15 protein-coding genes are annotated in these 19699 nt (G+C 46.2%); 9 read left to right on the top strand and 6 right to left on the bottom strand.

Translation table 11 applies throughout. The features are described 5' to 3' along the window. Positions 1-47 precede the first annotated feature (47 nt). The 4 genes from P3L47_RS06510 to P3L47_RS06495 are packed head-to-tail and all read left to right on the top strand — an operon-like array spanning position 48 to position 7031. On the top strand, positions 48-1670 hold the full coding sequence (locus tag P3L47_RS06510; protein WP_277783068.1) for a sialidase family protein: 1623 nt from the start codon (positions 48-50) through the stop codon (positions 1668-1670). Positions 1671-1676: 6 nt separating this feature from the next. Then, positions 1677-3686 carry a family 20 glycosylhydrolase gene (locus tag P3L47_RS06505; protein WP_277783067.1) on the top strand — a complete coding sequence of 670 codons (2010 nt, stop codon included), beginning with the start codon at positions 1677-1679 and terminating at the stop codon, positions 3684-3686. A gap of 15 nt (positions 3687-3701) precedes the next feature. Beyond that, positions 3702-5807, top strand: a complete 2106-nt coding sequence (locus tag P3L47_RS06500) for a GDSL-type esterase/lipase family protein (protein ID WP_277783066.1) — start codon at positions 3702-3704, stop codon at positions 5805-5807. Positions 5808-5825: 18 nt separating this feature from the next. Beyond that, entirely contained in the window at positions 5826-7031 is a 1206-nt protein-coding gene (locus P3L47_RS06495; RefSeq protein ID WP_277783065.1) for a cyclically-permuted mutarotase family protein, read from the top strand. Between the two features lie 862 nt (positions 7032-7893). On the opposite strand, the gene rhuM is transcribed toward P3L47_RS06495, so the two are convergent. From rhuM to P3L47_RS06470, 5 genes are all read right to left on the bottom strand, one after another. Beyond that, positions 7894-8289, bottom strand: a complete 396-nt coding sequence (gene rhuM, locus P3L47_RS06490; protein WP_277783064.1) for a RhuM family protein — start codon at positions 8287-8289, stop codon at positions 7894-7896. 12 nt (positions 8290-8301) lie between these two features. Next, on the bottom strand, positions 8302-8616 hold the full coding sequence (locus tag P3L47_RS23890; RefSeq protein WP_486651779.1) for a virulence RhuM family protein: 315 nt from the start codon (positions 8614-8616) through the stop codon (positions 8302-8304). Positions 8617-8695: 79 nt separating this feature from the next. Continuing rightward, positions 8696-9445 (bottom strand): TIGR02757 family protein, encoded by a 750-nt coding sequence (locus P3L47_RS06480; protein WP_277783063.1) that lies wholly within the window; start codon positions 9443-9445, stop codon positions 8696-8698. 3 nt (positions 9446-9448) lie between these two features. Then, positions 9449-10150 carry a DNA alkylation repair protein gene (locus P3L47_RS06475; RefSeq protein ID WP_277783062.1) on the bottom strand — a complete coding sequence of 234 codons (702 nt, stop codon included), beginning with the start codon at positions 10148-10150 and terminating at the stop codon, positions 9449-9451. Beyond that, the gene (locus P3L47_RS06470) at positions 10147-11109 is read right to left on the bottom strand and encodes a 2-hydroxyacid dehydrogenase family protein (protein WP_122361987.1); all 963 of its coding nucleotides are present in this window, start codon (positions 11107-11109) and stop codon (positions 10147-10149) included. The genes P3L47_RS06475 and P3L47_RS06470 overlap by 4 nt, the downstream gene beginning before the upstream one ends. 84 nt (positions 11110-11193) lie before the next feature. Between P3L47_RS06470 and P3L47_RS06465 the strand changes: the two genes are divergently transcribed. After that, positions 11194-12429: a nucleoside recognition domain-containing protein gene (locus tag P3L47_RS06465; protein WP_249389736.1), complete on the top strand. Its 1236-nt coding sequence runs from the start codon at positions 11194-11196 to the stop codon at positions 12427-12429. Between the two features lie 133 nt (positions 12430-12562). Beyond that, the gene (gene ybeY, locus P3L47_RS06460; RefSeq protein WP_122361988.1) at positions 12563-12997 is read left to right on the top strand and encodes an rRNA maturation RNase YbeY; all 435 of its coding nucleotides are present in this window, start codon (positions 12563-12565) and stop codon (positions 12995-12997) included. A 28-nt stretch (positions 12998-13025) separates the two neighbouring features. On the opposite strand, the gene P3L47_RS06455 is transcribed toward ybeY, so the two are convergent. Further along, positions 13026-14084, bottom strand: a complete 1059-nt coding sequence (locus tag P3L47_RS06455) for a PDDEXK nuclease domain-containing protein (RefSeq protein WP_277783061.1) — start codon at positions 14082-14084, stop codon at positions 13026-13028. Between the two features lie 207 nt (positions 14085-14291). Here P3L47_RS06455 and P3L47_RS06450 point away from each other — a divergent pair, with 207 nt between their 5' ends. The 3 genes from P3L47_RS06450 (at position 14292) to mnmG (ending at position 19654) form a co-directional block, all read left to right on the top strand. Continuing rightward, positions 14292-16907, top strand: coding sequence for a sensor histidine kinase (locus P3L47_RS06450; protein WP_277783060.1), 2616 nt, complete (start codon positions 14292-14294; stop codon positions 16905-16907). An 8-nt stretch (positions 16908-16915) separates the two neighbouring features. Continuing rightward, complete coding sequence (locus P3L47_RS06445) at positions 16916-17671, top strand: LytR/AlgR family response regulator transcription factor (RefSeq protein WP_277783059.1); 756 nt, start codon at positions 16916-16918, stop codon at positions 17669-17671. A gap of 105 nt (positions 17672-17776) precedes the next feature. Beyond that, complete coding sequence (gene mnmG, locus P3L47_RS06440) at positions 17777-19654, top strand: tRNA uridine-5-carboxymethylaminomethyl(34) synthesis enzyme MnmG (protein ID WP_277783673.1); 1878 nt, start codon at positions 17777-17779, stop codon at positions 19652-19654. The last annotated feature ends 45 nt before the right edge of the window (positions 19655-19699 follow it).

Genomic DNA, 19699 nt, shown 5'->3' with positions numbered 1-19699 from the left:
TTTATTACCTTTGGAATCAGCATTAACTAATTCACAGAACAAATATCATGAAAAAAAGCATCTTTTATCTCTGTCTTCTATTCATCGTGCAAACCGCCATTGCTGCAGACAGCCTGTATGTCAGGGAGCAGCAAATCCCGATTCTGATCGATCGTACAGACAATGTGCTGTTGGAAATGCGTATTCCTGCACAAAAAGGGGATATCTTAAATAAACTGACTCTTCAATTCGGTAATGAAACAAATACATCCGACATAAAAGCAGTCCGGTTGTTCTATAGCGGAGTCGAAGCACCTTCAAGGGAAGGGACTCATTTCAGTCCAATCACTTACATAACCGGATTTACCCGAAGAAATAGCCAGGCAGCCAATCCGTCCTATTCCGTTAAACAGGATGAAGTAACCGCTCCGGGCAATACCATTACACTGACATCCAAACAGCCGATGGTAAAAGGTACAAACTATTACTGGGTGAGTATCGAGATGAAGCCGGAAACCTCTCTGCTGTCAAAAGTGTCTTTCACACTTCCGGAAGCAGTCATCAACAATAAACCGATGGAAATCACCTGGAGCGGCAAAGCAGAATCTCCCCGTCGTGTAGGTGTAGGCGTACGTCAGGGAGGTGATGACGGTTCCGCAGCATTCCGTATCCCAGGACTGGTGACAACAAATAACGGCACTCTTCTGGGTGTTTATGATATCCGCTACAACAGCAGCGTAGACTTGCAGGAGATGGTCGACATAGGTGTAAGCCGTAGTACCGACAAAGGACAGACCTGGGAACCGATGCGTGTTGCCATGACCTTCGGTGAAACCGGCGGTTTGCCTCATGCACAGAACGGCGTAGGCGATCCTTCCATCCTGGTAGATGAAAAGACAAACACGATCTGGATCGTTGCCGCCTGGACGCATGGCATGGGTAACGGACGTGCCTGGTGGAACTCGATGCCGGGCATGACTCCCGATGAAACCGCCCAATTAATGCTGGTAAAGAGTGAAGACGACGGCAAGACCTGGAGCGAACCGATCAATATCACTTCACAAGTAAAAGATCCTTCCTGGTACTTCCTGTTGCAGGGTCCCGGTCGAGGTATCACCATGCAGGACGGCACATTGGTGTTCCCGATCCAGTTCATCGACGCTACCCGTGTCCCGAACGCCGGAATCATGTACAGTAAAGACCGCGGAGCAACCTGGCATCTGCATAACCTGGCACGTACCAATACGACTGAAGCACAGGTGGCGGAAGTCGAACCGGGTGTACTCATGCTGAATATGCGCGACAACCGGGGAGGCAGCCGTGCCGTGGCAACCACCAAAGATCTCGGAAAAACATGGACAGAACATCCTTCCAGCCGCAGTGCACTTCAGGAGCCGGTATGTATGGCCAGTCTTATCAAAGTGGATGCCAAAGACAATATCACCGGAAAGAAACTGCTGTTGTTCTCCAACCCGAACACAACTAAGGGACGTAATCATATTACGATCAAAGCCAGCCTGGACGGCGGTCTGACATGGCCTGCCGAACATCAGGTATTGCTGGATGAAGCAGAGGGCTGGGGCTACAGTTGCTTGTCTATGATCGACAAGGAAACGGTGGGAATCTTCTACGAGTCAAGTGTTGCGCACATGACCTTCCAGGCCATCAAGATAGCTGACCTGATTAAATAAAGAAGGATGAAGCAAAAACTGCTCATAACATTTATACTATGTTTATGGCTACCGGCGGTCTATGCTGACGGTAGCCTGAACTTACTTCCCTGGCCGCAGCAGGTGGATTGGACGAAGCAGACCTTCTCCGGCAAGGAGATTTCCCTCTCGCTGGACGGCAACACCGAACAAATGGTTACCGACTGGCTGCAGGAAAGCAATATCGGCATAAATCCTGCCAGCAGGAAAGTGTTCCGGGTAACTCTTACCGACAACTTTCCGGAAGCGAAAATAAATCCGGAGGAAGCCTACAAACTACAGGTTTCATCGCAGGGAATCTCCATCGAAGCAACCACCGAACAGGGAGTGTATTGGGCTATCCAGACGCTCCGCCAGCTGACGGAGAAAAAGGGTGACAAATCCTATATCACAGGATGCACCATTACAGACTGGCCCGCTTTCCGTATCCGCGGATTTATGCAGGACGTAGGCCGTTCGTATATCTCGATGGAAGAACTGAAACGCGAGATAGCCAAACTGGCACAATATAAGATCAACGTATTCCACTGGCACCTCACGGAGAATCAGTCCTGGCGCCTGGAAAGTAAAATCTTCCCGATGCTCAACGACAGTATCCATACGACTCGTATGCCGGGTAAATACTACACATTGGAAGAAGCCAAAGAACTGGTCGAGTTCTGTAAGCAACATCAGGTATTACTCATTCCCGAATTTGATATGCCGGGACACAGTGCCGCTTTCATCAGCACCTTCCGCCACGACATGCAAAGTCCGGAAGGCATGAAAATACTGAAACTGCTGATTGAAGAAGTGTGCGAGACATTCGATGTGCCGTACCTGCATATCGGAACCGACGAAGTGAAATTCACCAACCCGCAATTCGTTCCCGAAATGGTTGCTTTCGTACGGTCAAAAGGCAAAAAAGTAATCTCCTGGAATCCGGGATGGCACTATCAGCCGGGAGAGATCGACATGATCCATATGTGGAGTTATCGGGGTAAGCTACAGGAAGGAATCCCCGCCATAGACTCACGTTTCCATTATCTGAACCATTTCGATACTTTTGCCGATCTGCGCGGATTGTTCATGAGCAATATCTACCGTCATACCGAAGGCAGCGATGATATGGCAGGTGTGATCCTGGCTGTCTGGAACGACCGCCTGGTACAACCGGAAGAGAAAATCATCAACGAGAACTATCTGTATCCGAACATGCTGACCATTGCCGAACGTTCCTGGAGAGGGGGCGGCTATGAATACTTCGATAAATACGGCACGAATATGCCTCCGGAAAGTAGCGAGGAATACAAAGCATTTGCAGAATTCGAGCAGCGTCTGCTCTGGCATAAAGAACATCATTTCAAAGGTTATCCGTTCCCGTACGTTAAACAGACAGGTATCCGCTGGCGCATCACCGATGCTTTCCCGAATAACGGAAACAAGGACAGCATATTCCCTCCGGAAACCGAATTGAAAGACAGTTATACATACGAAGGAAAGACATACGGCACCAACGACACCGAAGGAGCCGGAATCTATCTGCGCCATGTATGGGGCAACACAATTCCCTGCTTCTATAAAGATCCGCAGGAAAACCATACCGCTTATGCCTGGACCTGGGTTTACTCTCCCAAAGACCAGGAAGCCGGTGCCTGGATCGAGTTCCAAAACTACGGACGCTCGGAAATGGACCTCGCCCCGCCACAGGGACAATGGGACTATAAAGGAAGCCGTATATGGCTGAACGACGAAGAGATACTGCCTCCTGTATGGACAGCTACCCACAAGGAGAAATCGAATGAAGTTCCGCTGGGGAACGAGAACTGTGTAGGCCGTGAACCGACGAAAGTCCATCTGCAAAAAGGATGGAACAAAGTGTTTATGAAACTGCCTGTAGGGGAATTTCGTCTGCCGGAAGTACGGCTCGTCAAGTGGATGTTCACCTTCGCACTCGTTACGCCGGACGGAGAAAAAGCAGTGGACGGACTGATCTACTCGCCGGATAGGAAAAGATAAACAGATCATCATACAATGAAAAAAACTCTTTTATTACTATGCTTGTTACTCTGCACGACCGCCTATGCTCAGAAAAAGATCAAGGTGGCTTGTGTAGGTAACAGTGTAACCTACGGTGCAGGCATAGACAACCGGGAAGTAAACTCGTATCCGGCACAATTACAGCGTATGCTGGGAGAGGATTACGAAGTAATGAACTTTGGAAAAAGCGGTGCCACCTTACTGAACAAAGGCCATCGTCCGTACTGCGAACAAGAAGAATATAAAGCCGCTCTCGACTTTGCCGGAGACCTGGTTGTCATCCATCTCGGACTCAACGACACCGATCCGCGCAACTGGCCGAATTATCGGGATAACTTTGTCGCGGATTATCTTTCTCTGATCGAATCGTTCCGGAAAGTAAACCCGGCATGCAAAATATGGATTTGCCGGATGACACCGATCTCGCATCGCCATCCTCGTTTCAAGTCGGGTACACGCGACTGGTACTGGCAGGAACAGGCGACGATCGAAGAGATAGCCAACCTGGGAAATACCGGATTGATCGATCTCCAGGCAGGACTTTATAACCGTCCGGATCTCTTGCCCGATGCCCTGCACCCGACAGCCGAAGGGGCAGGTATCCTGGCAAAGATGATCTGCCGGGAACTGACCGGTAATTACGGAGGATTGCAAATGCCCGTCACTTACTCAGACAATATGGTCCTGCAACGGGAAAAGCCGTTGTCCGTCTCCGGAACAGCCAACACTGGCGAAAAAGTAACCGTACAGATTGCCGGGCAAAAGAAAGAAACCGTAACTGCTTCCAACGGCAAATGGTCGGTCACACTCGACCCGATGCAGGCAGGAGGCCCTTACGAACTGACCATCGAAGCTTCTTTACCGACAGAGAAAAAGAACAAGAAGAAAACCCAGACCTCCCGAAAGCTGACTTATAAGGATGTACTGGTAGGTGAAGTATGGCTCTGTTCCGGCCAGTCGAACATGGCTTTCCGGGTAGACGAACTGGTAGACAGCCAGCGTAAGGAATTGACCGGATATGCCGGTAAACAACCGCAAATACGCCTGTTCAATATGGAGCCACGCTGGTTCACGAATGCGGTGGAATGGGATGAAGCGGTAATGGATTCGCTCAACCGACTGCAATATTACCATGACACGCAATGGACGGTATGCAACGAACAGACAGCCGACAGGTTCTCCGCCGTAGCTTTCTCCTTCGGACAGATGCTTTCGGATAGTCTGCAAGTTCCGGTCGGACTCATATTAAATGCCGTCGGAGGTTCGGGTACGGAAGCCTGGATAGACCGAAAAACACTGGAGTTCGACTTCACCGATATCCTGTATAACTGGACAGAGAACGATTTCATCCAGGATTGGGTACGCGGCCGTGCCGCCCTCAACATAAAGAAATCGACCAACAAACAACAACGACATCCGTACGAACCCTGTTACCTGTATGAAACAGGCATCGAGCCATTACAGCAATATCCGATCAGAGGAATCATCTGGTATCAGGGTGAATCGAACGCACAGAATATGGAGACACACGAACGCCTGTTCCCATTATTGGTGAATAGCTGGCGGGAGAACTGGCAAGAGGAACTACCGTTCTACTATGTTCAACTGTCGAGCATCGACCGTCCGAGCTGGACCTGGTTCCGTGACAGCCAGCGCCGGATGATGCAGGAAATTCCCAATTGCGGAATGGCGGTAAGCAGCGACCGGGGCGACTCGTTGAATGTACATCCACGATACAAACGTGAGATAGGGGAACGCCTGGCCCGTTGGGCATTAAACCGAACCTACGGACATCGGCTCACTCCGTCAGGCCCGCTCTTCCGTTCGGTTGAGTTCAAGGACGATGCCGCCTATATCACCTTCGATTATGCAGAGGGCTTGCATACTTCCGACGGACAGCCGATACGGACCTTTGAAATAGCTGAATACGACGGGTTATTTGTTCCGGCAGAGGCTGAAATTGTCGATGGAAAGGTCAAAGTCCGGAACGATAAGATCGCCCGTCCCCAATTAGTCCGCTACGGATGGCAACCTTTCACCCGTGCCAATCTGGTGAACGGGGACGAACTTCCGGCTTCCACATTCAGATCCAAAGAGTAACTTTATAGTAATAACAAGATGTACGACAAATCAATAATAACCGGATGGTTGATCCTCCTGCTTTTTTCATTGGCAGGATGTAACCATTCTACATCTGAAAAAACAACAAACATCATGATCAACTGGAATAAATTACCCGACCTGCCGGGCATGGCAGATACCGCATCACTGGGAGTATCGGCTCCGTTTACCGGCATAAGTAACGGAATGCTACTGGTAGCCGGTGGTTGCAACTTCCCCGACAAACCTGTCACAGAAGGCGGTGCAAAAAAATACTACAGCGACATATTCGCCCTCGACCTTTCCAACCCGGCCGGCGGATGGAAAAAAGCGGGTAATCTTCCTTTTCCGGTAGCCTACGGCGCAGCAGTTACTACCCCCGAAGGTATTATCTGCATCGGAGGAAACAATAGCGACACCTTCTTCCCGGATGTACGCCTGCTATCCTGGAATACGACCGATGAAAAGGCGGAAATCAATATACTGCGATCTCTTCCGGCACCCATGGACAATCTTTCTGCAACCTATACAGACCACACGGTGTATGTTGCCGGAGGAAACGAAAATATGCTTCCATGCAATAGTTTCCTCTCCATGGACTTAACAGCAGGAAGTAATTGGGTAAACCTGCCTGACTTCCCGGGAGCCGCCCGCGTCCAGCCTGTTTTAACAGCCCAAAAGTCAGCAGACGGTGTACGCATCTACCTAGCCGGAGGTTTCCAGCCCATTCAGAACGATACGGAAGCGATCGTACCTCACGATATGCTCTCGTACCATCCGGCAACAAAAACGTGGAGAACGGAAGCAGAACTGCCTTTATTCAAAGATGGAAAACATCGCACCTTCACCGGAGGTTGTGCAGTCTCTTATAGCGACAGTTCAATCCTGCTGATGGGTGGTGTCAACTACGACCGTTTCCTTGCCGCCGTCAACCGTCCGAAGCTGATCGAGGCAGCCGAAGCCAAAGGAGACACGACTTTGGTCAATACGTTACAGGAGGAAGGCAAAGCTTATATGCACCATCCGGTGGAATGGTACAAATTCAACACAGCTTTGTTGCAATACAACACATTCACTAAAGAATGGACCGATCTGGGCGACTACGAACCATTAGCCCGTGCTGGAGCAGGAGCCATACTCAAAGGCGACAGCCTCATCATCGTCAACGGCGAATTAAAGCCGGGTATCCGTACCCCACAGGTCAACCTGGCCATCATAAAATAAACGCTTTCTACATAAAGTTTCAGAAAAGTATTTGTCATTTGCAATATCCCGGTGTAACACACAATTACTCAAGGGATAAAGGCATGGCAAATACTTTTTTTATTTGCAATGGCGTTTGTCATCTGTCATAATATACACAAAGTTTTTAAAAAGTATCTGTCATCTGTCACATCGCAATGTAACAAGCAGGTTTACAGGTAGTAAAATATGGCAGACGTTTCTTTTTATCTGCAACTGCATCTGCCATCTGTCACCGGTATTGCAGGGGAAAGTTTATCTGTTAATAGTCAGGCTACTACCTGTTAAGTCGGGAGAAACTAATACAAAAGTCGTTACTCAGTAAAACTACCCTGTACAGGGTAGCAAGCCAGGGTGTAGAGGGTAGCCACGCAGGGCGTACAGCGTAATCGGCCAGGGTGTACAGGGTAGGAATAATGAGTCAGGACTTAACAGGTAGCTCCTCCTTTATTAACGATTAAAAGGTGCAGGGGTTGGTACTACTGCGTCTCCTAATACGATCTGAATAGGTTCACATCTAGAAAAATTTGAGTCTTTTTTATGAGGCAAAGCCTCATGCCGTAGGCTCTATTTTGCCGTTTGCTTCAGCTGACGGATAGATTAATACCCCGGCTTTGCCGGATTCCTCTGTGGGTTTTAACCCCTTTAGACATATAATGGTAGTCCCTGTTTTAAAGGGGCTTAAGCCCACAGAGGAAAAGGCTTTGCCTCCTGTCTTTATATCCGTCGGTTAAAACCGACGGCAAAAGAGAGCTTGCGGCACAAGGCATTGCCTTGTAAAGAAAGATAGCTCATATCTGATAAATTTTGAACTAATTGCTATCTCTTTTGGCATATTGGCAAATTAGAAGTTAGTGCCGGGCTTTCCTGTATTCTTGCCTTTCAACCGTTTTATATCTTCATCCAATTCTTTAATACTGTTTAAGCGTTCCAATGAGCGTTGTATCTGTTTATACTTATCGTATTCTTGTCCTGCCTTTTGAACGGCTAGTTGATGAGAAATACAACCGGCATCCTCCAAAATGCTCTTTTCATTGAGAGTCAAAACGAGCTTCAGTTTTTCTATCCAGTCCCGCATATACATCGGCTTGTGAGCCATTGCCTGTGCTTCGGCATAAGCCAGAAACTGTTCGACAATCAGCTTCAGCATATTTATCTCGTCTTCACTCAGATAGTTTTTACTAATGGAAATATCCGCTTTATGCACTTTATCAGGCTGAGAAGTATTGGTCAAGCCCATCATTGGCAAGTGTTACCTCTGCGGACGGGTCATAATCGATACTTGTCGCATAAATATCTTTGATCTGCTGATAAAAGACCCGTTCGGAAAGCCCTTTGTAGAAAAATCGGAAATTCCGATTTTTCTCATACTACTATCTTCTAATAGTTCTCCTTCCTGATATATATTTAAAATATGCTCATTAATGGTAGAACGAGATTTCCCAAATAACGTACTCATTTGGTCTATTGTCAACCACACGGTTTCTCCTTCAAACAAAACATCCACCTTGATCGTTCCGTCCTGAGATTGATATATTAATACCTCGTTGTTTTTATTCTCCTCCATATACCTGCAATGATTATTGAATATTACTGCTTGCTACGCCAAATATACAGATTTATTTATGTATAATGAAAGAAAAGACTTACAACGTTTTCCTATTTATATCATACCCAAACAGCGCAAAATCCCCCAGACACGGATCATCGGGAAAGACTTCTTTCAGGGCTTCGGTTATCTCGATGGCTGTTTTTAAGGTGGCATTCTTTTGAGCGGTCAATCCCAGTTCCAAGGATATCTGATGGACATGTGTATCTAAAGGAATGATCAGTTCATGGGGGCGTATCGAGGTTCCCCAGATTCCGAAATCGACAATACCGTCTTTCCGGACCATCCAGCGAAGGAACATCGCCAGACGTTTGCAGGCGGATGTACCGGTCAATACCGGAATACCTTCGATACCCGAAAAGACATCCTGTATCTTCGTAATCGGATTGGGGTATGGACTGGTAGCCAATGCGTCTTCCAGCGATTCATGTTTTTCATAGATACATTTCAACCGCTCGCACAATTGCCGGAGATGGGAGTAGGTGTAGAAACGGTAAAAAGTATCCCTTTTGCCCGGTTCCACCGCATTTCCCGGCAAGTCTTTATAACCTTCCTCCATGATCCAGCAGTACGGACTGACACCCATCACCGCATGCAGTTCGTTTGCCTTCCGCAAGATCAGTTCCCGTCGTCCGTAAGAGATCCAGGAAGTGAGAAAGGCGGATATTTCTATGTCTTTCTTTTCGGTGTACCGGTGCGGAAACTGTACCGGATCGTCCGGGATAAAGGTATCTACGTTATATTCTTTTGCCCAATGGCGGAGCTTTTCTTTTATCTGTTCATCCATCTGTTATTTCTTCTTCAGGAAATACTGACGCTGATCCTCCGGGTAATGCTCGATGGCATAGCGGAGCGCTGTGCGGGGGAGACGGGTGGCATACTCTTCCAGGAAAGCGGTTAAAGTCTCCCGGTCCTTCTTTCCAACCTCACGAAGCATCCAGCCCACAGCCTTATGCATCAGGTCATGTTTATGCGACATCAGTTTTTCCGCCAATGCCAGCGTATCGGTATATTCACGATTACGGATAAACGTCACCGTCGAAACCATCGCGATGCGTTGTTCCCACAGGCAATCGCTTTCCGCCAGTTCATACAACCGGGAACGGTCTTTATCCAGCAAATAAAGACCCACCAGATGCGGACAAGTTACATCCACCAGATCCCAGTTATTGATCCGGCGGGCATTGTCGAGATAGAAATCATACAGTTTCTTCCGGTCGGCTTCCGAAGCCTTTTTGAATTGCTCGACCGCGATCAAAAGGGCACAAAGGCGTGCTTCGTGATATTCGCTATTCATCAGTTTCTGCAATTCCGCCAAAGGTGTTTGCTTGTTCGCCTTTGCGATGCTGCGGGTGAGGGGAACGACCAGTCCGAGGAATACATCGCCTTCGGCATACTGTCCCGGCCCCGTTTTAAAGAAACGTTGCAGGAAAACAGCCTTCTCCGGATTCGCCATCGAGAGAAGTTCGCTCAATACAAACTCCGCCGTCATGGACGCATGACACGTGATACGGGACGGTCGCCTTCCAAAAATCCGATAACGTTATTGCAAACCGTACGGGCCATGACGATACGTACATCCAAGGTCTGCGTTCCTATATGCGGGGTCAATACGACATTATCCATTTCCAGCAGTTCCGGCAGCGGATAATCGCCAAATTCAAATACATCCAGACCGGCACCATGAATCGTTCCGTCCTGCAAAGCCTTCACCAGCGCCTGTTCGTCTACCAACGGGCCGCGGGCGGTGTTAATCAGGATAGCGGACGGCTTCATCTGCTTCAACTCTTCTTCACCGATGATATGATAGGTGTCGGGGGTATAAGGAGCATTCAAAGAAACGAAATCGGATTGTGCCAAGAGTTCCTCCATAGAGGCGTAAGTCACGTTCAGTTTCGTTTCTTCATCCACATATAACTGGCGACGGTTATGGTAAATCACTTCCATGCCACAGGCGTTCGCACGTTTGGCAAGCGCCTTTCCAATACGTCCCATACCTATGATACCCAATGTTTGTCCGGTAATATTCACACCCAGATTTTCGAGTACGCCTATTTTCATTTCCTTGCCTAAAGTGCGCAACTTACGGTCGCATTCGGTAATGCGGCGGGCGGTGTCGATCATCAGACCGAGTGCTAGGTTGGCGGTAGGGGCGGTCACCGGGTCAGGGGTATTGGCTACCGTAATACCTTTTTCCAGGCAGTAAGCCACATCGATATTATTGTAACCTACTGCGTAATTGGCCACCATTTTCAGATTGGGTGCATGGTCTATCAATTCCTTGTTCACCGGAAAGTCGAACATGGAGCATAATACATCATACTCCGGAATCATTTCGAACACTTCCTCATAGGTGAAATCTCTTCCGTCGGGAAAAGTCACATCATACTTGCTTTCCAGCTCCGTGAAGCCTTCACGGAACATGTCGTAGGTTACTAATATCTTTGTCATAAGTCATTACGATTATTATTCGGGCAAAAATACAAATCTATCGTTAATAAATTCCTATTTTTGTGAGCATAATATTAAAACAGTATGGTTCTAAACTACATTTGGATTGCTTTCTTTCTTATCGCATTCGTTGTCGCACTGGGAAAACTGATCTTTGCAGGCGATACAGTGGTATTCACCGATATCATTAATGCCACATTCGATTCAGCCAAAAGTGGATTTGAAATATCATTAGGCTTAACAGGTATCTTGTCGCTTTGGCTAGGCATTATGAAGATAGGTGAAAAGGGAGGGGTGATTCAGTCGTTTGCCCGGTTGGCTGCCCCGGTGTTCAGCAAACTCTTTCCCGATATCCCCAAAGGTCATCCGGCAACAGGTTCTATCTTTATGAACTTCTCCGCCAACCTGCTGGGACTGGATAATGCAGCGACTCCGATGGGATTAAAAGCGATGCAGCAATTACAGGAATTCAACACGGACAAGGAATCGGCCAGCAACCCGATGATCATGTTTTTATGTATCAATGCTTCCGGACTGACACTGATCCCTATCACGATCATGATGTACAGGGCACAGCTGGGAGCCGCCAATCCATCGGATGTATTCCTGCCGATCATGCTGGCGACATTTACTTCTACACTGATAGCTATCCTGGCTGTTTGTATTAAACAGCGTATCAATATCCTTCAGAAAAACCTGCTGTTATTCTTCGGAGGGATGGCTGCCTTTATCGGAGGGCTCGTTTGGTTATTCAACTCGCTGGAACAGGAACAGGTATCGCTTTATTCGACTGTCTTCGCCAATACGTTATTGTTTACCATTATCTGCGGATTCATCGTAAGCGGCGTACGCAAAAAGATCAATGTCTACGACACTTTTATCGAAGGGGCCAAAGAGGGCTTCAAGACAGCCATAACAATCATTCCATACCTGATAGCGGTACTGGTAGCCATCGGCGTATTCCGTGCATCGGGTGCAATGGATTTTGTGATAGGAGGTATCCGGACAGGAGTAGAGGCGGTAGGGCTGAATGCCGATTTTGTCGGTGGATTGCCAACCATACTGATGAAGCCGCTGAGTGGTAGCGGTGCCCGTGGCATGATGCTGGATGCAATGCGAACATATGGAGCAGATTCGTTTGTCGGACGCCTTTCGTCGATCGTACAGGGTTCTGCCGATACTACTTTTTATGTGGTGGCCCTTTATTATGGCAGTGTAGGAATCCGCAACACACGGTACACGGTACAGTGTTCTTTACTGGCTGACCTGGCGGGGGCTATTGCAGCAATAGCGCTCACTTATTTATTCTTTGCACAGTAAACTTCCATAGTATCAAAATGTCACTACTATACCGGGTAAATCGGATTACTAGTGCAGGTAATTGGAATTAGTATACCGGGTAATATTTTTTAACAAATCATTCTGATAAAGAAACAAGATAAATAATAGCATTATGGCAATATCATTTTACGCGGAAGACATCGAACTTCCGGCTATCAAAAAGAGAGCTGTCAGCAGCTGGATCAAAGCGGTGACAGAAACATACGGGAAAAAGACAGGGGATATCAGCTATATCTTTTGTTCCGACGAAAAGATCCTGGAGGTAAACCGCCAGTATCTGCAACACGATTATTACACCGATATCATCACATTCGATTACACCAGCGGCAACAAAATATCAGGTGATCTTTTCATTAGCCTGGATACAGTGAAAACAAATTCAGAAAAGTTCGAAACACCTTATAACGAAGAATTGCACCGCACGATCATCCACGGAATTCTTCATCTATGCGGCATCAACGACAAAGGCCCGGGGGAGAGGGAGATCATGGAAGAAAACGAAAATAAGGCTTTGGCTATCTTGCCGGAGGAATGCCGGGAGGGGTGATCCCGGCATTATTATTTATCTATTTATATCAAAAGTTCTTCATATTCTTTTCAATTTCCTCAATAGTAGGAAGACTGCTTCTAAATGTCTCTGGTAAAATATTATTCAGATCATAAGCAGATATACCTAAAGGTTTTTGTATATCAGCCAAAGTATATTCAGCAATTACATCTTCTTTGTCTTTACATATCAATAAACCAATAGTCGGATTATCATCCTTATCCCGCATCTGCCTATCAATAGCTGTTACATAAAAATTTAATTTACCTGCAAATTCAGGTTCAAACTTCACTGTTTTTAATTCGACTACAACAAAGCACTTCATCCTGAAATGATAAAATAACATATCAATATAATAAGATGATTCACCGACCTGAATAGGAACTTGACGTCCTACAAAAGCAAAACCGGTTCCAAGCTCCAATAAAAATCGAGTAAGATTGTCTGTTAAAGCCTTCTCCAATTCTTTTTCTTTATATCCTTCCGTTAATGTAAGAAAATCAAAATTGTAAGGATCTTTCAACATATCTTGTGCAAGTTCACTTTGTAAAGAAGGTAAAGTTGAGGAGAAGTTTGAAATAGTTTTCCCTTGTGATCTATATAAATCAACCCCTATATAATGGATTAAGATAGCACGACTCCAACCCTCCTGTAAGGTCTTTTTTATATAAAACAATGCTTCTTCGATAGATTTGCATTTAGTTATTATTTCAGTATGATGTCTCCATGGAATTTCTGCTACAAACTGTGGCATCTTTGATGAAGATTCTGCACCAACTTGGTGCAGTTTTATATTTTCACCAGAGTAAAACAAAAACCACTTCTTCATATACCACAAATTACGAGAAGAAAAACCTTTGATTTCCGGGAAGGCCAGCCGTAGATCAAGACTTAGTTGTTCAATAATTCCATCTCCCCAATCAGATTCGGTCTGTTTCTTTACAATATCAGAACCTATACTCCAATATAGTTCTAATAATTCAGTGTTAACCTTTACAGCAGCCTTTATCTGACTTTGTTTGATACGTTTTTTGAGATTAGCCAACCATTGCTGATACTCATTGTCCGCTTTAATTAAATTGTTCATAGTCTCGGATTTGTTATTAATAATTATGTATGCAAACATAGTATTTTTTTATTCTTTATCATCCTATTCAGTTCATTATTTATATTTATGTTCAAATGTTACATTATTACTCACTCGCAACTACCATTTACTCATTTCCCGGCCACGCAAGAGTCTTTCTCTCTACATTTGGTCTGTAATCTAATTTTTCATCTTAAATTTACAGATATGAAAGTAAGGCTCTTATTTTTATTCGTATGTCTGGCATGGAACGGATGGGCGGAATCATTCACTCCTTACAGTCGCGATTCTCTTAAAAAAGGGGATTGGTTCACTTTTGAGTGTGTTCATTATTATCCTTATGTAGCACCGGGAATCCAGGAAGAGATTCCCTGGAGAGCAGAGAATATCCGGAGGGTCATTATCCGGGCAACGGTGATAGACAGAACGGATAAGTCTATTTCTATCGATTATACGCTGGATAACCTGTATGATTGTCACAATGATAAAGAGAAACAGGGATTTTATTATTTCGACAATCGTTACCAGCAGGATTTCGGTTTTAAAGACAGTACCTCTGACAAACAGATTCTACATGTCACATACGATCGGAAGAGTGGAAAAGCACTCACTTTCGACAGAACGAACTCACTCTACTCCTATTCGAAAACGTATATTCCTTTCGGAGTAAGACAAGAGGGATTATCAGCCAATACGGATGTATCTGTTCAGGATTCTTTAAATCTGGACAAGCTTGTCACCTCGACAGCCAACGATCTTCTGACCGGATGGAGTGAGGGCCTACCTAACTTTCCGACACCGAATACACGAATTATCGAAGCCTCCTTCCCTCTTCCTCCAAATACGGAATTTACCTGCTGCAATTTAGATCTCGACACATCTGGAGATTCAACCGTTCATAAAAAAATATTTATCCCCTACCCGACAGAATACAAAGTCGGAGAACAAAAAACGCTATTACTAACTCCCGGAGATTCCATTGTTCAGGACAAAAAACTATATACAGATACACATCGCATCCGTTACGAAGGACGAGGAAACGAGCAAAACAACTTCCAATACGGCTATCGAAGGTTCGCCAACCTCTATGAGTCTGACATATTTGCTTTCAACCTCAGACAACCCGACGAGCTGGAAAAAGCTTTCCAGTCCCGTAATGCTCTTTTTCAAACGGTCTTGGAGAAAGATTTTGGAAAGATGGACCCCTATTGGCGAAAGGTATTCGAACGCTCGGAACAGTATCTCAAAGGAGCTGTTATCCTACAACGCTATATGTATTACACCGACAAAGAAGACTGGCATAAAAGCGGTTTGCTCAGCTGGCAAGCCCCCCACTTTGCATCGGTCAATCCACTTATCGATTATGCATACAACCTGAAAAAACCGGATGCTGCAAATTATGACTATTTCCTGTACGAGTATACTATCTATAAAAAACAGGAACTCAAGTCGGATAATCTACGTCTGAACAAGCAGAAAGAATTAACTCCACAGGAAGACTATCTATTAACTAAACAAATCCTTTCCGGTTATCCAAAATATCAAGTAAACAAAGTTAATCTAAAGGCTTTAATGGGTGAAAAAATGCTATCCGAATTAGAAGCGGATTACAACGATTTTATCAGTTCCTGCCCGGATACCAGCCTGACAAACGATCTAAAAAAGACATACAACAAGCTGTTACCTTTTGAAGCCGGAAAGAATATTAAAGAAACCGGTCTAATTATAACCGACAGCCTGCACCTGGCGAAAGGAAACGACCGGAAATACATCCTGTTACAACTATTGACATGGGATGGTCTTCCCGCCAATATTCTCCAAAACGCACTCGACTTGAAACAGCGTATTGAAGCGGAAGGACTAACTTCCACCATACAACTCGAACTATACTCAAATTTCTCCTCTCATAATGCGGAGAAGGTAAAGCCATACAAAGCTATACCCAGCCAGCAAGCACAAGATTTAAAGTCTAAGGGTATCTACCCACTCACCATTCTGATGTGCGAAGACGGAACTATTCTCTATCGGAGACTCTGGGATTTTGACATAGACACAATCATTGATTTAGTAAAAAAAGACCTGAGCAGAGAAGACAAATCCTTTAACGATTTCATAAAAGGATTCAAAGAAGGTGTTATAGGTGCGTTTTTACTCGCTGCGATCATCGGTCTTATTTACTATTTCCGAACCAAAAACAAACAAAAGCAGGAGCTTAACCGCCGTCGTATCCGTGAACTCGAACTCCGTGCGATCCGTTCCCAGATGAATCCGCATTTCATCTTTAACGCACTCAGCTCGATCCAGAATTTGATCAATCGCTCCGCCAATCAGGAGGCGAATAAATATCTGATCGACTTCTCCCGCTTACTGCGGAAGGTACTGGCCACATCCGAAAAGAAGCTTGTTCCCCTCTCCGACGAGATCGAACAGCTACAGTTATATTTGAAACTCGAACAACTTCGTTTCCCCTTCTCCTATTCCCTGACAGTAGACGAAAACATCCAGCCGGATACGATCGAGATACCAGGAATGCTGATACAACCTTTCGTTGAAAATGCAGTTAAACACGGAATCGCCCCGCGTGGTACCGGAGAGATTACAATTCGATTATCTTTGCAAAACCAGTTGTTGATAATCGACATCACCGACGATGGTCCCGGACTGAAAACAGAAGAGAACGGAGGTTTCGGTATCCGTGCCGTCACCAACGAGTTCGAAATATTAAAGACTTTGTACAATACGGAAATCGGTGTTACAATCGAAAACAGGCAGGAAAAAGAAGCTGTCTCCGGTTGCCATGTCCGGTTATCCATTCCTTTATAACGCAAAATATGAATACGAAAATAACCGCAACAATTGTAGATGACGAGCAGGGAAACCGGGAGAACCTGCTCCGTATGATCAGGACCTATTGCCCGCAGATCAGCATATCGGCCATCTGCAGTTCCGTTACGGAAGCTCGTACCGTCCTACCCGAAGCAAAACCGGATATCCTCTTTTTGGATATCCGGCTGGGTGACGATACCGGTTTTTCCCTTCTGGAAAGTCTTCCGGATATTCCTTTTGAGGTGATCTTTGTAACCGCCTACGACAGCTATGCGATCCAGGCAATCCGTTTCAGTGCACTCGACTATCTATTGAAACCGATCGACCCGGAAGAGCTAACACATGCCGTAGACAAAGCCATCCAGGTAGTCTTGCGGAAACAGGAAAACAAACGGATGCAGAACCTCCTGCAGAACACGCGGGCGATAGACAAACAAAAAAAAATAGCACTGTCTGTCGCCGATAAAATAGAGTTTGTAGAGATCGGCTCCATCATCCGTTGCGAGTCGGAAAGCAACTATACGACTTTCTATCTAAAGACAGGTGAGAAACTGGTTGTCTCCAAAACATTAAAAGAATTCGACGAGCTATTAACCCCTTATCATTTCCTGCGCGTACACCAATCGCATCTGATCAACCTGGATGAGATCAAAAGTTTCATCAAAAGCGACGGAGGATATATCCGCATGAAAGACGGATCGTCCATCCCTATCTCCCGGCAACGGCGAAACTACGTGATGGATGTTTTAAAGGAATTATGACCGAAACCTTTAACGAAACAAAGCATAAGCAAAATATCCTTTGGGATGATGACTAAAAGGCGGAGTATGACTATCTTTGCAGAAGAAACAAAGATAATTACGACAATGACTTTCAATTACGATGTGATCGTGGTAGGTGCCGGTCATGCAGGCTGTGAAGCCGCAGCAGCTGCCGCCAACCTGGGTTCGAAAACGCTTCTTATCACAATGGACATGAACAAGATTGCACAGATGAGTTGCAATCCGGCCGTAGGCGGTATCGCCAAAGGACAGATCGTTCGTGAGATTGATGCACTGGGAGGGTATATGGGTATTGTTACAGACCGTACCGCTATTCAGTTCCGTATGTTGAACCGGAGTAAAGGACCTGCCATGTGGAGTCCGCGCTCACAAAGCGACCGTGCCCGTTTTATAGATTGCTGGCGGGGAATACTGGAAAATCTTCCCAATTTATACATGTGGCAGGATACCGTCCGCGAAATCCTCCTGGATGGTGACACCGTTTGCGGCGTTAAGACGAATATGAATGTAGAATTCCGTGCGAAAAGCGTCGTTCTGACCAACGGCACTTTCCTGAACGGTCTGATGCATATCGGACGAACGCAAATACGCGGCGGACGCATCTCCGAACCGGCAGCCACCGGATTGACGGAACAACTGGTTTCATTAGGTATCAAATCGGAACGGATGAAGACCGGAACCCCGGTTCGTATTGACGGAAGAAGCGTACATTTCGATGAAATGGGCGAACAGCCGGGAGAGAACGATTTCCATAAGTTCTCCTATCTCGATATCCAGCCGCGTCCGTTGAAACAGCTCAGTTGCTGGACGACTTTCACCAACGAAGCCTGTCACAATATTTTGCGCGAAGGTCTCCCCGACTCTCCGTTATACAACGGACAGATCCAGAGTATCGGACCGCGTTACTGCCCGAGCATTGAAACGAAGATTGTCACGTTTGCCGACAAGAACCAGCACCAGCTGTTCTTAGAGCCCGAAGGTGAGACGACACAGGAGTATTACCTGAACGGTTTCTCCTCTTCTCTCCCACTCGACATTCAGCTACGTGCCCTACAAGCTATTCCGGCATTCAGGGATATCCATATCTACCGTCCGGGATATGCCATCGAATACGACTTCTTCGATCCGACGCAGTTACATCATAATCTGGAAACAAAACGAATCCGCAACCTGTTCTTTGCCGGACAGATCAACGGAACCACGGGATACGAAGAGGCAGGCGGACAAGGTCTCATGGCTGGTATCAATGCTCACATCAATTGCCACGGCGGAGAACCATTCATCCTGGGACGCGACGAAGCCTATATCGGCGTGCTGATCGACGACCTCGTGACGAAAGGTGTAGACGAACCTTACCGTATGTTCACCTCCCGTGCCGAATACCGCATCCTGCTCCGGCAAGACGATGCCGATATGCGACTGACGGAAAAATCCTATCAGCTAGGTTTAGCCAAACAGGATCGTTACGAGCTGCTCACCGAAAAGAAAGAGCAACGGGATGCGATCATCCGTTTTGCAGAGAATTACTCGGTAAAGCCGCAATACATAAACAGCGGATTGGAAAACCTGGGGACAACCCCACTCTCTCACGGTTGCAAACTGATCGACCTGATTCCCCGCCCTCAGGTTACACTGGAGAATATTGCCGAACTCGTTCCGGCCTTCCGTACAGAGTTGGATAAAGTATCCGTTGCACGAAGGGAAGAGATCATCGAAGCGGCAGAGATACTGATTAAATACAGCGGTTATATCCGTCGCGAACAAATCATCGCAGACAAAATAAACCGCCTCGAAAATATCCATATCAAAGGCAAGTTCGATTACAATTCGATCCAGTCTTTATCGACGGAGGCACGGCAGAAACTAACACGAATAGACCCGGACACGATTGCCCAGGCAAGCCGTATTCCAGGCATCTCCCCGAGCGACATCAACATCCTGCTGGTACTGCTCGGAAGATAAAACGCGAATTGTTCCACGTGAAACATTTACTTTAGGTAAAAGAAG

Source organism: Parabacteroides chongii, from assembly GCF_029581355.1.
Taxonomy (GTDB): domain Bacteria; phylum Bacteroidota; class Bacteroidia; order Bacteroidales; family Tannerellaceae; genus Parabacteroides; species Parabacteroides chongii.
Note: the sequence above shows the minus strand (reverse complement) of the source record. Positions and strands in the feature narration are given on the sequence as shown.

Excerpts from the sequence above, each read along its gene's own strand:
- P3L47_RS06455 (WP_277783061.1), bottom strand. The coding sequence starts at position 14,084 with ATGAACAATTTAATTAAAGCGGACAATGAGTATCAGCAATGGTTGGCT.
- P3L47_RS06465 (WP_249389736.1), top strand. The coding sequence starts at position 11,194 with ATGGTTCTAAACTACATTTGGATTGCTTTCTTTCTTATCGCATTCGTT.
- P3L47_RS06510 (WP_277783068.1), top strand. The coding sequence starts at position 48 with ATGAAAAAAAGCATCTTTTATCTCTGTCTTCTATTCATCGTGCAAACC.
- mnmG (WP_277783673.1), top strand. The coding sequence starts at position 17,777 with ATGACTTTCAATTACGATGTGATCGTGGTAGGTGCCGGTCATGCAGGC.
- P3L47_RS06470 (WP_122361987.1), bottom strand. The coding sequence starts at position 11,109 with ATGACAAAGATATTAGTAACCTACGACATGTTCCGTGAAGGCTTCACG.
- P3L47_RS06480 (WP_277783063.1), bottom strand. The coding sequence starts at position 9,445 with ATGGATGAACAGATAAAAGAAAAGCTCCGCCATTGGGCAAAAGAATAT.
- P3L47_RS06500 (WP_277783066.1), top strand. The coding sequence starts at position 3,702 with ATGAAAAAAACTCTTTTATTACTATGCTTGTTACTCTGCACGACCGCC.
- P3L47_RS06445 (WP_277783059.1), top strand. The coding sequence starts at position 16,916 with ATGAATACGAAAATAACCGCAACAATTGTAGATGACGAGCAGGGAAAC.
- P3L47_RS23890 (WP_486651779.1), bottom strand. The coding sequence starts at position 8,616 with ATGGAGGAGAATAAAAACAACGAGGTATTAATATATCAATCTCAGGAC.
- P3L47_RS06505 (WP_277783067.1), top strand. The coding sequence starts at position 1,677 with ATGAAGCAAAAACTGCTCATAACATTTATACTATGTTTATGGCTACCG.
- rhuM (WP_277783064.1), bottom strand. The coding sequence starts at position 8,289 with ATGGGCTTGACCAATACTTCTCAGCCTGATAAAGTGCATAAAGCGGAT.
- ybeY (WP_122361988.1), top strand. The coding sequence starts at position 12,563 with ATGGCAATATCATTTTACGCGGAAGACATCGAACTTCCGGCTATCAAA.
- P3L47_RS06475 (WP_277783062.1), bottom strand. The coding sequence starts at position 10,150 with ATGACGGCGGAGTTTGTATTGAGCGAACTTCTCTCGATGGCGAATCCG.
- P3L47_RS06450 (WP_277783060.1), top strand. The coding sequence starts at position 14,292 with ATGAAAGTAAGGCTCTTATTTTTATTCGTATGTCTGGCATGGAACGGA.
- P3L47_RS06495 (WP_277783065.1), top strand. The coding sequence starts at position 5,826 with ATGTACGACAAATCAATAATAACCGGATGGTTGATCCTCCTGCTTTTT.